Raw genomic sequence first — 15991 nt, forward strand, 5'->3', positions numbered from 1 at the left:
TAATTATGCAACCATATTATATTTTCGTAACAGGCGGAGTAGTTTCATCACTTGGTAAAGGAATAACTGCGGCAAGTTTGGGAAGATTACTTAAAGCAAGAGGGGTAAATGTATTCATTCAAAAATTAGACCCATATTTAAATTTTGATCCGGGAACGATGTCTCCATTCCAGCATGGGGAAGTTTTTGTGACCGAAGATGGTGCAGAGACTGACTTGGACCTTGGTCATTATGAAAGATTTATAGATATAAATTGTTCGAATAAAAGTAATATAACCACCGGTAAGATATACTGGTCTATTATCTCTAAGGAAAGAAAAGGAGATTTCCTTGGTGGGACGGTTCAGGTAATACCTCATATAACCAATGAAATCAAAGATTTCATTAAAGCTGCGGGCGAAGAGTCCGGAGCAGACGTTGTAATAAGCGAAATCGGCGGGACCGTTGGGGATATAGAAAGCCAGCCTTTCCTTGAAGCAATAAGACAAATGAAAGGTGATTGTCCCGGCAGAGTTTTATACATACACGTAACGCTTCTTCCTTACCTTGGAAAAGCAATGGAACTTAAAACGAAACCTACGCAGCATTCGGTTAAGGAACTTAGAAGTATAGGTATCCAGCCTAATATCATAGTTCCGAGAAGCGAACTTCCTGTATCGGAATCTATCAAAGAAAAGATAGCATTATTCTGCGACGTTCCGAAAGAAGCTGTAATCCCGAATTACGATGCGGAAACTTTATATGAAGTACCTATGTCTCTTGAAGACGAAGGTTTAGCCGATTATGTCATCAAATGTTTAAATATACCTGCAAAAGAACTTGACCTTACCGAATGGGAACAAGTAGTGGATAAAGTAAAATCAATAAACAAGAAAGTCAAGATTGCACTTGTCGGTAAATATGTTTCATTGAGAGATGCTTATTTATCCGTTGCGGAAGCATTGTATCACGGCGGTATAGAAAATGAAGCAGAAGTTGAGATAGACTGGATCGATTCTGAAGAAATAACTGAAGAAAACGTTAAAGATAAATTAAAAGACGTAAACGGTATTATCGTTCCGGGAGGGTTCGGAACAAGAGGTGTTGAAGGAAAACTTCTCGCCGCTAAATATGCAAGAGAAAATAAAGTTCCTTACTTGGGACTTTGTCTTGGAATGCAGGTTGCCGTAATAGAATTCGCAAGAAATGTTCTTGGTATCAAAGACGCAACCAGTTCCGAATTTGATGAAAACACAAAAAATCCTGTTATAGATTTAATGCCGGAACAAAAGGATATAGATAATAAAGGCGGAACAATGAGGCTCGGTGCTTATCCTTGTGATTTAAAAGAAGGTACAAAAGCTTATGAAGCATACGGGGAAGAACATATTTCGGAAAGACATCGTCACAGATATGAAGTAAACAACGAATACAGAGATAAACTTGAAGAAGCCGGAATGATCATTTCAGGTATTTCTCCAAGCAGGGTATTGGTTGAAATGGTTGAAATCAAAGACCATCCATGGTATGTTGCTACTCAGGCACATCCTGAATTCAAGAGCAGACCTAACAGAGCACATCCGTTGTTCAGAGAATTCGTTAAGCATGCTTTGGATAATAGTGAAAAATAAAAAGAGCATTTTATGCTCTTTTTTTGTGTGGAAAAATATTTTTATTATGGGATAAATATGTCTTTAGCCTCTTTTATATTGTTTACTTCTATCATATATTTACGTACGGCTTTTAAAATAAGACGGAAGCAATCTTCCATTTCGAATGCAAAACTATGATAGTCTTTCTTTTTTAGATAATAACAGGCTTGTAAACTTTTTTTATTCAGCTTATATATGCTTTGAGTTTTATTGTTATATAAAGAAAGATAATATCCCCATTCAATTACTTCGTTGGTTTGTATAAGTATTTCTTTAAGCGGTTTTAAATCTGTTTTATTAAATTATTTCACTTAATAAATTATCAAATGAGATAGTGTTTGTATCTTTTGCATTATCAGTTAATATTTCGATTTCACTTTCGCTGAACTTTTCAGCAGCCCTATATGAAGCAATACCTATAATCAATAACATCAGCTGCAAAGCATATAAATATGATAATGCGTCTTGCTTTAAATTTGGGAATTTGTTTATTTCATAGTTATTTGCATCACTCGGTGTTATCACTAAGGTTCCTTTTCCATTAATGGTTTTGGTGAATCCTATTTGAAACATTATGGATAAAGATTTACGTATGGTGGAAACGGAGACATTATATTCTTTTGCCAACATTGCTTCTGAAGGCAAGAAAGTATCATAGGGATATATGCCTCTTCCGATTTTATCTATCAAATCCTGTGTTATCTGTCTGTACTGATAGTTTTTCCCTCTTCTTATATCCCATGTGAATTCCCCTGTTTGAGCAGGTAAGGTTTTTACTGATTTTTCTAAATTTTCCAGACTGCATTTTATTATTGAAAAAGCAGTGTTGTAGACTTTATTGAAGTGTTCGTATCTTTTTAAAGGATCACTTAAATTTAGTTTCGTTACCAAGTGTTTTATGTCGGGTATACTGTCTCTGATAGATATTCCCGTATATGCCTTTTGTTCTTCCGCAAAAAAGCTCAAATAGCTATGGAGTTCAAAGTTATTATATAAGTCTTCAATAAAAGGGTTTTGGCTTCTGTTTATTATATCTCGATAAATGTTAGATATTATCCTCCATTTATCCGGAGGAAGCGTCCTTTTTTTGATTTTCTCTATTTCAATATAATGAGGCAGTAAATTTGTTGATTCCAATCCTTTTGAAGAAAAAGTTAAAATGGGAGGTATAATCAATGCCATTGTTTCATATAGCTGTAAGAAAACATCTCTCTGAGATAATATTTTTTCTGCTAGGTCTTTATTTTCATTTGTATTATAAACTACTATGGGAGTTTTGCGAGGTTCGATTTCTATCATGCCTTCTTCTTTAAGTTTATTTAGTACATTAGTTATTGTATAAATACTTACATGGAATTCGTCGCATAATTTTCTTGAAGATGATAAACGGTTTCCTTTCGGAATTACACCGCTCACTATCCTTTCTCTTAAATTTCTATATACATAATCAAATTTTGTTTCTTTTGTATTCATTGTTAAATCCTTTTTTGTTTTATTATAACATAAATTTTATAAACCTATGTGTATACCTTATCAAATAGGTGTTGTTTTTATCTTTTTAAATTTTATAAAATATATTAAAGTATTTAATAAACTTTATAATGTCGGTTAGTTGTTTTTGTTACTATAATCTTACTTTTAGTAACATATATGATATTATTAAAATTAAAAATAAAATATATAAAATGAAATAAAAAAATAAATATCAATACAAATATGCAGATGATTGTATTAATATTTGAGATTTATAGATATGATTATTTATAAACTAAAAGTAAAATTTTTGTTTCAAATAGTAAAATTATGTCCCTGTATTTTTCAGCCGATATTGATTTAGTTTAATAATATAAAGGAGTGAAAGTTTTTGGATAAGAAATATTTAATTCAAAAATCAAATTTACATTCTTTCTATTCGGAAGAAATACCCCCAAACGGCAGGATTTTTACGTTAAAAATAAAAGATTTAAATAACGGATATCCAAAGGGGATCATACATAATCTATTTTTTTTAGATCCTTATACATTCTTAGGGTTTGATGATGCTATTTTGAAAATAAATCAGATGATGGATGTGCTTAACAATCCACAGTCGTTTACCAAGCTTAGGACTTTTTTTGATAAAGAGTATAAGCATACTAAAAAATTTTATGATAAATGGTTAAGTGAAGGTAAAGAAAAAAACAATTATACTCAATATTGGGATCCTAAATCGTTAAAACCAAATAAAAAAGATATTATTGTTTTTTATATAAATGTTATTTACAGACGTAATAGCAGCTGGCAGGGAGAAGTCATTTGGAAAGGGCATAAAAAAGTACCTTTTAGAAGTGTGCTTGAGCTGCTTAATTTAATTCGTTCGGCAATTTTAAATGATAAATATTCAGCTGACCTTAAGGAGCAATATTAGCATGAAGGGGAAAAATAATCTTAGTTTATTGGAATATATATCATTCAAAGTTGGCTGTATGTATTTATCAGATTTAAGATGCAATAGTCATTTATATAATATACAGCATGAACTCAGAAGTATCGATCCTTATGATTATTGTTTAAAGGAATGGAACGATGCAGTCAATTATATCACCGGTAAGGATGTGAACTTTGATAATTCTGAAAAAGCATTGGAATTCTTGATAAATTTATAGTTTGGTCATATTTATAAAATTTAATAAAATATTATAAAGTTGTTACATTTTGAAGATAATTTGTGACGTAAAAACATAAAAAACTTTTTTAAACGAGATTTTACATTTGTAGAATTTTGGGTAGATAATTTTAAATTACGTACTTAATAAATACTAAAATAAGAGTTATTTCTTAAAGTCAAAAGTATTTCGTGAATATCCTTAGTAAAATATAATAATAATCCTTATGAAAAAGGTAATGATAAAACAAATAGTAAAATTGAAAAGATGACAAATAATCCTGATACTTCAGATAACAGTAATTTAATATTATTTATCTCAAGCACTTTGGTAAGTTTGTTTTAACTGGGGATTATAATCAATAAAAAATTCATATAAAAAAGCACCTGAATAGGTGCTTTTTTATTTATTCTTTTTTATTTAGCCGGAGCAAATTTTACAGGGGTATTTAAATTATCAACCGTATCGAAAGTATATCCTTGTTTTTTTAATGTTTTTATTACATGGTCAAGACCTTTTGGCAGAGCTGTATTTCTGTCAAAGACATGCATTAGTACAACTGATTCGTCATTCCATTTTGCCTGTTTTATGATCCTGTTATATTGTTTTTTGGGCATTTTTGCGCCTACATCATCAGGGAAAGAATTCCAGTCTACATAATCGTATCCGTGCGATTTCGTTAATTTGATAGCTTTTCTTATTACCTTTTTGCCTCCGTAAGAAAAGGAAACGGTGTTATTTGTTCCTCCTGGGAAACGGAAAATCCTGCAGTCATATCCGGTGGCTTTTAAAAAATTGATCCTGTTTTTCTCTAAATCCTTAAGGAAAGCCTTTGGGCTTTTATATACTTTTTTATAATCGTGAGAATAAGTATGAAGTGCCAGCAAGTGTCCTTCTTTCACTATTTCATTAACTACTTTTTTCCCTTCGTTATTTTTTGCGCCGTTAAAGAAAAATGTTGCTTTTATATTATTTTTCTTTAAAACTTTTAATACTTTATAAGTCATCTTTGTTGGTCCGTCGTCAAAAGTCAAATATATTTTTTTCAGTTTTCTTGATTTAATATCGTTTTTGTTTACTTCACCAATGGTAAATAGGTCTTTATTTTTATTAGTCATGGAAGATAATAATTCTGAGATACTAAACTTATTTGTATTCGCATATGAGATAATATCTTTATTCCCTTTAGTTTTTATTATTTTGATTTTTTCGTTATTATCTATATATCCTGACAGCTCTCCCTTTGAGTCATATATCTTGCAGACAGTTTTTGTAATCGCATTATCTTCTTTATTTTTTGAATACTTTATCGGTCCTTTGATATTTTTAGATGATATAAAAGTATTTTCATTTTTGCTTTGTATATTTTCGTAGGCTTTGTTATAATTATTTACAGATGATATATTTAGTGTCACAAGTAACATTAAAATATATATTAGAGAAAATAAAATTGTTAAGTTTTTTTGCATAGAGTTATTTAAATCATTATTCATAACTTTATTATTATACCAAAAAGAACGACAAATTAAATATAATATCAATAAAATTTTTGTTAAGATTAGGAGTAAAAAATGGAAAATATCAAAGCAGCGATTTTTGATTTGGACGGAACTATTATTAATACTTTGACTGACCTTGCAAATGCGGGGAACTATGTTTTAAAAAAGAATGGATTTCCAATTCACGATAATGAAGAATATAGGTTTTTTGTCGGAAGCGGGATAAGAAATTTATGTATTAGGATCCTTCCCGAAGATAAAAAAAATGACGAAGAATGGATCTTGAAAATTTTTGATCAGTTCAATGAATATTACGGAAAACATTATATGGACAATACCTGTGCTTATGACGGCATTAATGAAATGCTTGATACTTTGATAAAAAATGACATAAAGGTAGCGGTTCTTACCAATAAAGGACATGAATTCACTGTGCCTATGCTAAAAAAAGTTTTTGGTGAATTTCCTTTCAGTGTGATTTTAGGAAAAACCGATAAGTATCCTGTAAAACCGAGCAGGGAATGTATAATGCATGTCATCGGCGAACTGGATGTAAAAAGCAGTGAATGTATATACATAGGTGACAGTAACGTGGATATGAAGACTGCCATAAACGGAGATATAGAAAATATAATCGGTGTAAGCTGGGGCTTCAGACCTATTGAAGAATTAAAGGAAGCCGGAGCGAAATATATAGTCGATACGCCAAAAGAAATAATTGAAATAGTAAATAAATTAAACGAAAAATAAATATATAAATTAAAGGAGAAATATTATGATTAAAGCAGCCGTTTTTGATTTTGACGGGACACTAATGGATACTTTGGTTGATACAGCTCTTTGTATAAATCATGTATTAAAAAATCATGGGTTTGATGAGGTTCCCATAGATGAGTATAAGAATATTTTCGGAGGAAGCTGTTACGATATGATAAATCTTGTAACTCCGAAAACCATGAACGACCCTGTGCTCTTACATGAAATGGATGTCGAAGTTCAGTATCATTACTCAAAACATTATAATGAAAACTGCAAACCATATAAAAATATCAGGCATGCCATAAGAGCTCTTAGGAAAAATAATATAGATATATGTGTTATTACAAATAAACCTTCAAGACTTCTTATACCTCTACTAAATGAATTTTTTGCAGATATAGAATTTAAGCATATAATTGCTGCCGATTCGGGATTTCCCCTAAAACCAAATCCTGCTTCCTGCAATCAATTGATGCAGACTCTTGATATACATCACGATGAAGTAGTGTTTATAGGCGACAGTGAAGTGGATATACAAATCGCCAAAAATGCCAGGGCATTTTCTATCGGCTGCGGCTGGGGATTCAGAGGCGGTGAATCGCTTATTAAAGCAGGTGCCGATTATGTTATCCATGAACCTATGCATGTTGTTGAGGTTGTGAATATACTTAATAAACGTTCACTTAAGGATATTATGGAAGAAGCTAAACTGATACTTAAAATGCTTAAATAGTATTTTAAATACTATCTATAAGTATAAGGTGAGTTGAAATTTATAGTTTTTGGGTTTGTAAAGCTTAAAATCAAATACTTTGAATAGGTTATTTATAATCGATTATCAGACAGTGAAAGTAAAATTAATATCGTAAGCTTTATCATAAAAATTTAAGCGAATTAAATAAACTTAATAAATACATAAATAGTTTTAAGGGTTTCATTATAATAATTATAGAAGTCATATTATTTACTTTCTAAAAATGAGTTTTATAATTGTATCATATTTATAAAATTTAAGGTTATTTTAAGGTTAGGGTATATAATAAAAAATGATTTAGAAATAACATTTATTTTTAAATCAATAGCTTACTTATTTATGTATTTGTAGGTGCGATGTTTTACAATTAAAAAACTATTTTATTTAGTTTACAAGGGCGTAAATTGTTGTTTGATTTACGTCTTTTTTTAGTGATTATTTCTTTGTATATTTTAAATTATATTTTTGTTTTTTTATCTTTAAAAAGTAGGTAAATAACAAAATAAGTGATATAATTAACAATATATTGTTTAAGGGAAGTATCAATGGAAACTAAAATATATGATCTTACGAAAGATGACAATTTAACAGAGATTTTCAGCGATGCCGCAAGTGTTATAAATGCGGGCGGTACCGTAGTGTTCCCGACGGAAACGGTATACGGTCTTGGTGCAAATGCTTATGATGATGAAGCGGTAAAGAAAATATTCAAGGCTAAAAACAGACCAAGCGATAATCCTTTGATAGTACATATAAGTGATCTTGATATGATAGATGATTTGGTTACATGTATCAGTGATGATGCAAGGAAACTTATGTCTAAATTTTTTCCGGGTCCTTTGACTCTTATAATGAAAAAATCTTCAAAAGTTCCAAACAGCGTATCTAACGGACTTGATACTGTAGGTATAAGGATGCCGAGCGATAAGGAAGCCAATGGTTTCATTAAGGCGTGCGGTGTCCCCATTGCGGCACCCAGTGCAAATATTTCAAAAAGACCTAGCATTACAAATAAAAAATATCTTGTAGAGGAGTTATCGGGCAAGGTAGATATGATACTTTGTTCAAAAAATTCTTCAATAGGACTCGAGTCTACGGTTTTGGATGTTTCGTCAGATAAAGTGAAACTTTTAAGGCCGGGAAAAATAAGTGCTGAGGATATTGAAAAAGTCATAGGTAAGAAAGTTTATGGATACAATGGTGAAGATGCACTTTTACCTAAATCTCCCGGAATGAAATACGAGCATTATAAACCAAAGACAAAGGTAGTCGTGCTTAATGGAAATGATAAGAGTATAATCAATTATTTAAACGATATAAAAGCAGATGATGCCGGCTTTATCGGGCTGGATAATATTACTCAAAAGATTGGTAATAAAAAAATCAAATTAAAATCTTTTGGTAAAGATATAAGTGACGCAAGCAGAAATCTTTATTATCTGCTTAGAGAGATGGATAGTGAGAATTTGGATATTATCTATGTTCAGGCTATGGACAGTAGAGGGATAGGTCTTGCGTATATGAACAGGCTTTTAAAGGCTGCTTCGGGGGATATTATACACCTGTAAGGCTCTGCCTTACAATCCGCCAAGTTTTGTCCGAAGCAACAAAACTTGGATGTAAATGCTTCCGCTGGGCGCGGAGCCTTTGCGCACTTAAATCTTCTAAAAATTCTTACCCAGCATTTTTGAAGTAAGTGCTACCCCATCCCCATTGAATTGATAGTTATATGATTTATTTATAAAATCTACTTTGAATTTAAATCGGGAATTAAAAGAGCTTTATAAAAGGGTTTTCTTATAGTATGATTATGGCTGTATATTATTTTAAATCAATGCTGATTTAAATGTAAGTATAGGTTTCAGTATATATATTAAAACTTGATTATTATGTTAAAAACTGTTATGCAGTTTATATAAATACACTAAAAAAAGGAGTAAATAAAATGAAAATAGTAATTGCTAGTGACCACGGTGGTTATGAATTAAAACAATTTTTAATCGAAACATTTAAAAAAGAAGGATATGATTTCGTAGACTACGGTACGAATTCCGAAGAAAGTGTTGATTATCCGGATTATGCTATAAAAACATGTGAAGATGTTGCGGCAGGTAAATTTGACAGAGGTATTTTGATTTGCGGTACAGGTATCGGTATAAGTATCGCGGCAAATAAGGTTAAAGGTATCAGAGCTGCTCACTGTACTGACTGCTTCTCTGCAAAGATGTGTAAACAGCACAATAATGCCAATGTTATCGTACTTGGCGGTAGGATAACAGGTCCCGAACTTGCTGCCGAAATTCTTAGAACGTACTTAAACGAAAAAGAATTTTTAGGTGGAAGACATGAAAACAGAGTAAATAAAATAAAAGCATACGAAGAAAAAGTATATAAATAGTAAGGAATAGAAATAATGAATAATGTAGATAGTAGACCTTCATGGGATGAATATTTCATGGAAATGCTGGAAGTCGTTAAAACTCGTTCCACTTGTATAAGAAGACATGTGGGTGCGATAATCGTAAAAGACCATAAGATAATTTCAACAGGTTACAACGGCGCTCCGAAAGGTCTTGCTCACTGCACAAAAGATACTTGTGTGAGACTTAAATATAACATTAAAAGCGGAGAAAGACATGAGCTATGCAGGGCAACACATGCCGAGCAGAATGCTATCATTTCTGCGGCAACCATGGGAGTAAGTGTCGAGGGAGCGGATATTTATATAACCGACTCGCCATGTATCCTCTGCTCAAAAATGCTTATTAATGCAGGTATCAAAAGAATTATTTATAAAGGAAGCTATCCCGATGAATTTAGTTTGGAACTATTAAATGAAGCGGGGATAGAAGTTATCAAATATGACACAGAGGGATAAAAATAATGAAATGTCGGATATTGCAAAGGCGGTATCGATAATATTACAGCTGGGACTTACCATGGTAGTGACGATTTTGTTATGCCTGTTCTTCGGTAAGTTTTTGGATAATAAGTTTCATAAAGACAATTTATGGACTTTGATATTTTTATTTCTTGGTGTATGTGCGGCTCTTAGAAATATGTACTATATAATAAAGAGCTTCATAAATGATAAATAAGATAGATAATATATCCCGCCTTTTTAGGCGGGAAGAAAATAAAAGGCAATATAAAAAATACATAAATGAGGTTTAAAAATGGTAAATAAGACAGATGACAATTTAACGGTCGAAGAGCTTTATAAAGAACAGCTGGACATATGCAAATATACTGTATTTTTAAATTTAATTTTTGTTGTTTTAGTATTGCTTTTTAAATTTGATAGGAGTATAATCCTAGGAATAATGGCGGGATGTATAACTGCGATAGCCTTTCATTTATGGCTGTTTCAGGACCTTAGGACCGCTATAAAGCTGGATAAGGAGCAGGCAGTAAACTATGCCAATATTCATTCTTTAATAAGGAAATTGCTTCTTATCATTGTAATAGTTTTTCTTGTTGCTAACAAGTGGATTAAAGTAAATGCGGTGGGACTTATAATAGGTCTTTTATCACTTAGAGTGGTACTGTATTTATATAATCTTAGAACTGTAAAAAACAAGTAATTTAAAAACGGAGAAGAAAAAAATGGGTATAACTATAAGCACAGTTAATGAAGTTTTTAAAATCGGAAATATCCCCATATCCAATACTATCATTTGGACTGTTTTTGTTCTTGCTCTTACCTTTGCGATCTTGATGTTCCTAAAAAAGGATTTACAGATAAGACCGACAACAAAAAGACAGGTTATTGCGGAAACACTGGTTACTTCAACAAGAGATTTTGTAAGTAATACCATGGGTAAAAAGAATGTTGGTTTTTCACCGTATTTCTTTTCTCTTGCGGCATTTTTATTGATATCCAATCTGAGCGGGTTTGTCTTTTTAAATATAGTAAGACCTCCTACAGCGGATGCGGCAACGACACTTACCTTGGGTTTTCTTACATTTATATTGACTCAATTTTTTGCAATCAAATCCAAAGGTGTAAAGAAGTATATAAAATCGTTCTTTGAACCGATATTTATCCTTCTTCCCATAAATATTATAGGAGAAATCGCAAATCCTGTTTCACTTGGATTTCGTTTGTTCGGTAATATCACCGGGGGTATGATAATCTTGACATTGGCTTACTCGATCTTTTTAGGTTCGACTACAGCGGCAATGTTTACCTTTATTACGACTTTATTACTTTGTATATATATGAAATTTGGCAAACCAAATAAATTTACTCAGAATAAATTTGTAAAGACCATTGCGATTTTATTACTGATACCATCATTCTTCCTAGCATTCTGTCACGGATATTTTGACTTGTTTGCGGGGATTTTACAAACATTCATTTTCTGTATGCTGTCAATGGTATTCATATCATCTGCAATGGATGAATAATAAGTCTTTACCCGACTTTTAGCCGGATAAAAAATAAATAAAAAAACAAAACACACACTTTATTCAAGGAGGAAATAATAATGAATATTTCAGGAAGTGATTTAATTTTAGCATTCTCAGCACTAGGTGCAGGTCTTGCAATGATAGGTGCATTAGGTACCGGTGTAGGTCAAGGTAATGCTACAGGTAAGGCTTGTGAATCAGTAGCCAGACAACCTGAAGCTGAAGGAACAATTTTAAGAACATTACTTGTCGGTTGTGCGGTTGCGGAAACATCAGCTATTTACTGTTTGGTTATCGCTTTAATCTTATTATTTGTTAAACCTTTTAGCTAAGATACAGTAATGAACAATAATATTAAGGTGGTGATTTTATGTTAGCCGGATCATTGATAAACTTTTCAACAGAAATGCTTTACCAAATGTTAATTCAGGGCGCTATCTTTTTACTGTTCTTTATCTTGGTTAAGAAATTCTTTTATGAAAAAGTCATTGAAATAGTCGATAAAAGACAGGATATGATAACAGAAGAGTTTGATAAAGCTGAAGGAGAAAAGGCTAAGGCTGATTCTCTTAGAGAAGAGTATGAAGAAAAAGTTAAGAGTATAAATGAAGAGGCTTTAACTATTACTAATAATGCAACCAAGGAAGCTAAGGAAATAAAAGAAAATATCATTTCCGAGGCTAACGAAGAAGCAAGAAGAATAAAAGCTAAGTCCAAGAAAGATATCGAAAATGCCAGAGAGACTGCAATGAAAGAAATGAAAGACAGTATCATCGACATATCTTTTGATATCACAAGTAAAGTACTTGATACAAAGCTTGACAAAAATGCAGATGAAGCTTTAGTCAAAAAGGCTATCGAAAGTCTGGATGAGGTAAGTTATGAGTAGTGCTTCTTACAGGTATGCATATTCTTTGTCTGAATTATGTATAGAAGAAAATATGATGGAAGTTGTATATAAAGAGTTCACGGATTTTTACGAACTGCTGAATAAAAGTGAAGAGTTATATACACTGCTGTCTGACGAAACTTTTAAAAAAGAAGATAAAAAAAGAGTAATAGATAATGTCTTTGATAAAGACGATAATATAATGCTTAAGAATTTTCTGTTCTTATTGGTTGATAAAAACAGGATAGGCGAGATTAAGCTCATATATTTGGATTTTAAAAATTTATACTTAGAACATAGCGGCATTTTAAACGTAGAAGTTAAGAGTGCCAATGAATTAAGTGAAGAACTTATTGGCAGTTTAAAAAATAAACTTTCGGATAAATTTAACAAAAAAATAATATTATCTAAAAGCGTCGATAAAAATATTATCGGCGGGATGATCCTTTATATAAACGGGAAAATGATAGATTTATCTGTAAAGAACGAACTGGATATGATTAAAAGACAGTTGAAAGAAACAAAGATAGTTTAAAGAAGGGAAATAAAAATGAATTTAAAACCCGAAGAAATCAGTAGAATAATTAAAGAGCAGATAAAAAACTATGATAAAAAAATAGAAACTACATCTGTGGGAACTATTTTAAGCGTTGGTGACGGTATCGCCAGGGTTCATGGTTTAGACGGCGCAATGATGGGTGAGCTTATTTTGTTCCCGGGTGATGTTTATGGAATGGTTTTGAACTTGGAAGAAGATAACGTAGGTTGTGTTCTTTTGGGTGATGATACTGATATAGTTGAAGGCGACACTGTTAAATGTACAGGCAAGATAATGAGTGTTCCCGTTGGAGACGGAGTCATAGGAAGAGTTGTAAATGCTCTCGGCGAACCAATCGACGGAAAAGGAAGTATCGTAGCCGAAGAATACAGAAAAGCCGATGTGAAAGCAAGCGGTGTTATAGACAGAAAAAGCGTTACGATTCCATTACAAACCGGATATAAGGCTATTGACTCTCTTATTCCTATAGGAAGAGGTCAAAGAGAGCTTATCATTGGAGACAGACAAACCGGTAAAACAGCTTTAGCGGTTGATACTATTTTAAATCAAAAAGGCGAAGATGTACTTTGCGTGTATGTTGCAATAGGTCAAAAAGCAAGTACCGTTGCTCAAATAGTAGGTACTTTGGAAGAATACGGAGCCATGGATTATACTACCGTAGTATGTGCTACGGCAAGTGAAATGGCGCCTCTTCAATATCTTGCACCTTATTCAGGATGTGCCATCGCAGAGTATTTCATGGATAAAGGCAAGGATGTACTGATAGTTTATGATGATTTAAGTAAACATGCGGTGGCTTACCGTTCAATGACTTTACTTCTTCGTAGACCACCGGGAAGAGAAGCTTATCCGGGGGATGTATTCTATTTGCATTCAAGACTGCTTGAAAGAGCTGCAAGGCTTGAAAAAGGCGGTTCTATAACCGCACTTCCTATAATCGAAACACAAGCGGGAGATATCTCCGCATATATCCCGACTAATGTAATTTCCATTACGGACGGACAGATCTTCCTTGAAACGGAACTTTTCAATGCAGGTGTTCGTCCTGCCGTTAATCCGGGTATTTCGGTTTCCAGAGTTGGCGGTTCCGCTCAGATAAGTACCATGAAAAAAGTAGGCGGCCCTCTAAGAATAGAATATGCACAGTACAGAGAACTTGCATCCTTTGCACAGTTCGGTTCTGACTTGGATAAATCCACGAAAGCGAGCCTTGAAAAAGGTAAAAGAATCGTGGAAATGTTAAAACAAGAGCAGTACTCTCCTATGAAAGTAGAAGAACAGGTTCTTGTTATATATGCGGTTACAAACAACTTCTTGAAAGAAATCGAAGTTGATGAAATGAAAGAATTTGAAAAGGGATTGATCGAACATGCACATTCAAATTCACCTTCCACTCTTGATAAAATCAAGACTGCCAAGGGATTTGATGACGAGCTTGTCGAAGAAATCTCCAAACTAATAAACGACTACAAAAGTATATTTTTAAGTGGTCGAGAATAAGGAGCTAAGTTATGGCTGAAAATATGGCAGACATTAAAAGAAGAATGAAAAGTGTCTCGAGTACAAAGCAGATAACTAAAGCTATGGAACTGGTAGCGAGCTCTAAACTAAGAAAAGCCAAAGAAAGAGCTATTTGCAGAAGTCATTATACCGATGCGACTTATCAGCTCATGCTCAGAGTCGCAAAATATACTTCATATATAAACAACATTTACTTTAAAGACAGAGAAAATGCAGATAAGACTATATATGTTGTTTTAAGCGGTGATAAAGGACTTGCCGGCGGATTTAATACTAATGTTATCAAGCAGGCGGTAAGTGAAATCGGAGATGAAAAAGAGAAAGCCGTTATTTTTGCACTTGGTGCAAAAGGTGCGGATTATTTCAAGAAAAATGATTATGACGTGGTTGGAGAATATATCGGTATAAGCGATGACCCAAATTACGGAGTTGCCAAGAAAATCATAGGAACTGTTATAAACTTATATACCAGTGACGAAGATATAAGGAAGGTAAAAATCATTTATTCTAAATTTAACTCTGTAGTATCTCAGGGGATTATTAGTGCCACTGTACTTCCTATTTCGAGAAAAGCAGATAACAGTGACGGGACTCCCGTTACAAGCGAACTTGTAATAGAACCGGGCGGAGAAGAACTTCTTGAAGAATTGGTACCGCAGTATATAACGAGTCTTCTTTACGGAGCGATGATAGAAAACAATGCAGGTGAAGAAGCTTCGAGAAGGATGGCTATGAGTGCCGCTACGGACAATGCAAACGAGCTTTTGGAAGAACTTGAAATAAGATATAATTCTGCCAGACAATCAAGCATCACAAACGAACTTATCGAAATCGTATCCGGTGCGGAAGCTTTGAAATAGGAGGAGATATGATATGAATGACCAAAATTTACATTTAGAAATAGCGACTCCGACAAGGACTTTTTATAACGATGAAGTAGAAAAGTTTACTTTTAAAGCGACTACCGGAGAGATGACGATACTGAAAAATCACGTTCCAATCATGACTCTTGCGGACCTTGGGATAATGCATATAACGGATTTGAAAGGTAATAAAAGAGAAGCTACTCTATTCGGGGGAAGCGTCCTTGTTGAAAACAATAAGATACTTATCGTTACCGATGATGCGTTGTGGCCGGAAGAAATAGATATAAGAAGAGCGGAAGAAGCTAAGAGAAGAGCAGAAGAAAAACTTCATGCTACCAAATATAACAGGCGTGAATTCGTTCAAGCCGAACATAAGTTGAGAAAAGCTTTAGTAAGAATAGATTTAGCAAATACGTATGAAGGTATTTCTAGACATAAGAAATATTAGTCAGAAC

The 15991-nt window shown here is 32.9% G+C and carries 19 protein-coding genes; 17 read left to right on the forward strand and 2 right to left on the reverse strand.

Going from position 1 to position 15991, the window contains the following annotated elements:
- The first annotated feature begins 5 nt into the window (after window positions 1–5).
- The gene (locus ANASTE_RS10250; protein WP_039945580.1) at window positions 6–1610 is read left to right on the forward strand and encodes a CTP synthase; all 1605 of its coding nucleotides are present in this window, start codon (window positions 6–8) and stop codon (window positions 1608–1610) included.
- A gap of 318 nt (window positions 1611–1928) precedes the next feature.
- Here ANASTE_RS10250 and ANASTE_RS10255 read toward each other — a convergent pair whose 3' ends face one another.
- Entirely contained in the window at window positions 1929–3104 is a 1176-nt protein-coding gene (locus tag ANASTE_RS10255) for a GntR family transcriptional regulator (protein ID WP_007050950.1), read from the reverse strand.
- A gap of 391 nt (window positions 3105–3495) precedes the next feature.
- On the opposite strand from ANASTE_RS10255, the gene ANASTE_RS10260 reads away from it, so the two are divergent.
- Complete coding sequence (locus ANASTE_RS10260) at window positions 3496–4038, forward strand: hypothetical protein (RefSeq protein WP_007050951.1); 543 nt, start codon at window positions 3496–3498, stop codon at window positions 4036–4038.
- 1 nt (window position 4039) lies between these two features.
- Window positions 4040–4276: a hypothetical protein gene (locus ANASTE_RS10265; protein ID WP_007050952.1), complete on the forward strand. Its 237-nt coding sequence runs from the start codon at window positions 4040–4042 to the stop codon at window positions 4274–4276.
- A gap of 416 nt (window positions 4277–4692) precedes the next feature.
- Here ANASTE_RS10265 and ANASTE_RS11565 read toward each other — a convergent pair whose 3' ends face one another.
- Window positions 4693–5700, reverse strand: coding sequence for a polysaccharide deacetylase family protein (locus ANASTE_RS11565; protein WP_187361982.1), 1008 nt, complete (start codon window positions 5698–5700; stop codon window positions 4693–4695).
- Between the two features lie 147 nt (window positions 5701–5847).
- Here ANASTE_RS11565 and ANASTE_RS10275 point away from each other — a divergent pair, with 147 nt between their 5' ends.
- The 14 genes from ANASTE_RS10275 to atpC all read left to right on the forward strand — a co-directional run bounded on the left by ANASTE_RS10275 (window position 5848) and on the right by atpC (window position 15984).
- Window positions 5848–6525 (forward strand): HAD family hydrolase, encoded by a 678-nt coding sequence (locus tag ANASTE_RS10275; RefSeq protein WP_007050954.1) that lies wholly within the window; start codon window positions 5848–5850, stop codon window positions 6523–6525.
- A gap of 25 nt (window positions 6526–6550) precedes the next feature.
- The gene (locus ANASTE_RS10280) at window positions 6551–7267 is read left to right on the forward strand and encodes an HAD family hydrolase (RefSeq protein ID WP_007050955.1); all 717 of its coding nucleotides are present in this window, start codon (window positions 6551–6553) and stop codon (window positions 7265–7267) included.
- Window positions 7268–7833: 566 nt separating this feature from the next.
- Window positions 7834–8856: an L-threonylcarbamoyladenylate synthase gene (locus ANASTE_RS10285; protein ID WP_007050956.1), complete on the forward strand. Its 1023-nt coding sequence runs from the start codon at window positions 7834–7836 to the stop codon at window positions 8854–8856.
- Between the two features lie 377 nt (window positions 8857–9233).
- Entirely contained in the window at window positions 9234–9686 is a 453-nt protein-coding gene (gene rpiB / locus ANASTE_RS10290; RefSeq protein ID WP_007050957.1) for a ribose 5-phosphate isomerase B, read from the forward strand.
- Window positions 9687–9701: 15 nt separating this feature from the next.
- Window positions 9702–10166 carry a deoxycytidylate deaminase gene (locus tag ANASTE_RS10295; protein ID WP_007050958.1) on the forward strand — a complete coding sequence of 155 codons (465 nt, stop codon included), beginning with the start codon at window positions 9702–9704 and terminating at the stop codon, window positions 10164–10166.
- Entirely contained in the window at window positions 10150–10386 is a 237-nt protein-coding gene (locus ANASTE_RS10300) for an AtpZ/AtpI family protein (RefSeq protein WP_007050959.1), read from the forward strand. The genes ANASTE_RS10295 and ANASTE_RS10300 overlap by 17 nt, the downstream gene beginning before the upstream one ends.
- Before the next feature lie 78 nt (window positions 10387–10464).
- A complete protein-coding gene (locus tag ANASTE_RS10305; RefSeq protein ID WP_007050960.1) occupies window positions 10465–10872 on the forward strand; it encodes an ATP synthase subunit I in 408 nt (135 codons plus the stop codon).
- A 22-nt stretch (window positions 10873–10894) separates the two neighbouring features.
- Window positions 10895–11698: a F0F1 ATP synthase subunit A gene (locus tag ANASTE_RS10310; RefSeq protein ID WP_007050961.1), complete on the forward strand. Its 804-nt coding sequence runs from the start codon at window positions 10895–10897 to the stop codon at window positions 11696–11698.
- Window positions 11699–11778: 80 nt separating this feature from the next.
- A complete protein-coding gene (gene atpE, locus ANASTE_RS10315; protein WP_007050962.1) occupies window positions 11779–12033 on the forward strand; it encodes an ATP synthase F0 subunit C in 255 nt (84 codons plus the stop codon).
- A 38-nt stretch (window positions 12034–12071) separates the two neighbouring features.
- On the forward strand, window positions 12072–12590 hold the full coding sequence (gene atpF / locus ANASTE_RS10320; RefSeq protein ID WP_007050963.1) for a F0F1 ATP synthase subunit B: 519 nt from the start codon (window positions 12072–12074) through the stop codon (window positions 12588–12590).
- Complete coding sequence (gene atpH, locus ANASTE_RS10325) at window positions 12583–13125, forward strand: ATP synthase F1 subunit delta (protein ID WP_007050964.1); 543 nt, start codon at window positions 12583–12585, stop codon at window positions 13123–13125. Before atpF ends, atpH begins: the two co-directional genes overlap by 8 nt.
- Before the next feature lie 15 nt (window positions 13126–13140).
- Window positions 13141–14649: a F0F1 ATP synthase subunit alpha gene (gene atpA / locus ANASTE_RS10330; protein WP_007050965.1), complete on the forward strand. Its 1509-nt coding sequence runs from the start codon at window positions 13141–13143 to the stop codon at window positions 14647–14649.
- Window positions 14650–14660: 11 nt separating this feature from the next.
- Window positions 14661–15530, forward strand: coding sequence for an ATP synthase F1 subunit gamma (gene atpG, locus ANASTE_RS10335; RefSeq protein ID WP_007050966.1), 870 nt, complete (start codon window positions 14661–14663; stop codon window positions 15528–15530).
- A 13-nt stretch (window positions 15531–15543) separates the two neighbouring features.
- Window positions 15544–15984, forward strand: a complete 441-nt coding sequence (atpC, locus tag ANASTE_RS10340) for an ATP synthase F1 subunit epsilon (protein WP_007050967.1) — start codon at window positions 15544–15546, stop codon at window positions 15982–15984.
- Window positions 15985–15991 lie beyond the last annotated feature (7 nt).

Source organism: Anaerofustis stercorihominis DSM 17244 (genome assembly GCF_000154825.1).
GTDB classification, from domain to species: Bacteria; Bacillota; Clostridia; order Eubacteriales; family Anaerofustaceae; genus Anaerofustis; species Anaerofustis stercorihominis.

Excerpts from the sequence above, each read along its gene's own strand:
- ANASTE_RS10305 (WP_007050960.1), top strand. The coding sequence starts at position 10,465 with ATGGTAAATAAGACAGATGACAATTTAACGGTCGAAGAGCTTTATAAA.
- ANASTE_RS10295 (WP_007050958.1), top strand. The coding sequence starts at position 9,702 with ATGAATAATGTAGATAGTAGACCTTCATGGGATGAATATTTCATGGAA.
- ANASTE_RS10250 (WP_039945580.1), top strand. The coding sequence starts at position 6 with ATGCAACCATATTATATTTTCGTAACAGGCGGAGTAGTTTCATCACTT.
- rpiB (WP_007050957.1), top strand. The coding sequence starts at position 9,234 with ATGAAAATAGTAATTGCTAGTGACCACGGTGGTTATGAATTAAAACAA.
- ANASTE_RS10280 (WP_007050955.1), top strand. The coding sequence starts at position 6,551 with ATGATTAAAGCAGCCGTTTTTGATTTTGACGGGACACTAATGGATACT.
- ANASTE_RS10265 (WP_007050952.1), top strand. The coding sequence starts at position 4,040 with ATGAAGGGGAAAAATAATCTTAGTTTATTGGAATATATATCATTCAAA.
- ANASTE_RS10310 (WP_007050961.1), top strand. The coding sequence starts at position 10,895 with ATGGGTATAACTATAAGCACAGTTAATGAAGTTTTTAAAATCGGAAAT.
- ANASTE_RS10285 (WP_007050956.1), top strand. The coding sequence starts at position 7,834 with ATGGAAACTAAAATATATGATCTTACGAAAGATGACAATTTAACAGAG.
- ANASTE_RS10255 (WP_007050950.1), bottom strand. The coding sequence starts at position 3,104 with ATGAATACAAAAGAAACAAAATTTGATTATGTATATAGAAATTTAAGA.
- atpC (WP_007050967.1), top strand. The coding sequence starts at position 15,544 with ATGAATGACCAAAATTTACATTTAGAAATAGCGACTCCGACAAGGACT.
- atpA (WP_007050965.1), top strand. The coding sequence starts at position 13,141 with ATGAATTTAAAACCCGAAGAAATCAGTAGAATAATTAAAGAGCAGATA.
- ANASTE_RS11565 (WP_187361982.1), bottom strand. The coding sequence starts at position 5,700 with ATGTTACTTGTGACACTAAATATATCATCTGTAAATAATTATAACAAA.
- atpE (WP_007050962.1), top strand. The coding sequence starts at position 11,779 with ATGAATATTTCAGGAAGTGATTTAATTTTAGCATTCTCAGCACTAGGT.
- ANASTE_RS10300 (WP_007050959.1), top strand. The coding sequence starts at position 10,150 with ATGACACAGAGGGATAAAAATAATGAAATGTCGGATATTGCAAAGGCG.
- ANASTE_RS10275 (WP_007050954.1), top strand. The coding sequence starts at position 5,848 with ATGGAAAATATCAAAGCAGCGATTTTTGATTTGGACGGAACTATTATT.
- atpH (WP_007050964.1), top strand. The coding sequence starts at position 12,583 with ATGAGTAGTGCTTCTTACAGGTATGCATATTCTTTGTCTGAATTATGT.
- atpG (WP_007050966.1), top strand. The coding sequence starts at position 14,661 with ATGGCTGAAAATATGGCAGACATTAAAAGAAGAATGAAAAGTGTCTCG.
- atpF (WP_007050963.1), top strand. The coding sequence starts at position 12,072 with ATGTTAGCCGGATCATTGATAAACTTTTCAACAGAAATGCTTTACCAA.